The organism is Gilvimarinus sp. 1_MG-2023 (genome assembly GCF_030548285.1).
Genome location: NZ_JAUOSC010000139.1, coordinates 1 through 456, shown reverse-complemented (window position 1 = coordinate 456; position 456 = coordinate 1). Strand labels below are relative to the sequence as shown.

Below are 456 nucleotides of genomic sequence, written 5' to 3'. Positions count from 1 at the left end.
CGTCAGGGTGCGGCGAAAGGCGGATACGGGTGCGACTGCCATAATGAATCGCCAGCGAGGAATACCAGTTGCCATCCCGCCAGTCGACCGGTAGCAAGTAACCCAGACTCAGGCGAATCACAGCACCGTGGCACATCACTACCACATGCTGCCCCCCATGCTGCTCCGTTATTTGCTGCCAGCCCTGTACCACCCGTTCGTACACCTGTTCGATGCGTTCGCCTCCCGGTGGTGGATTACCGGCCGGAAACTGGGCAAAGGCTTCCAGTTCGCTCCAGCCATCCGGATTATCTTCCGGAGGACCAAACAGGGTGGTAAATGGAATACCGTCCCAATCGCCAAAATCGTACTCCCGCAACGCCGGAACAATATCCAGCGCCATTCCTTGTTGTTGCGCCCAGTGAGCAGCAAACGCCTGACATCGCTGTAGTGGAGAGCTAATGATCGCGTCTATGC

Annotated in this window: 1 protein-coding gene; it reads right to left on the bottom strand. The window is 57.5% G+C overall.

Annotation, left to right across the window (positions count from 1 at the left end; genetic code table 11):
• Positions 1 to 456: histidine phosphatase family protein (locus tag Q4563_RS16110; RefSeq protein ID WP_303605194.1), on the bottom strand; the 456-nt coding region annotated here is incomplete at both ends.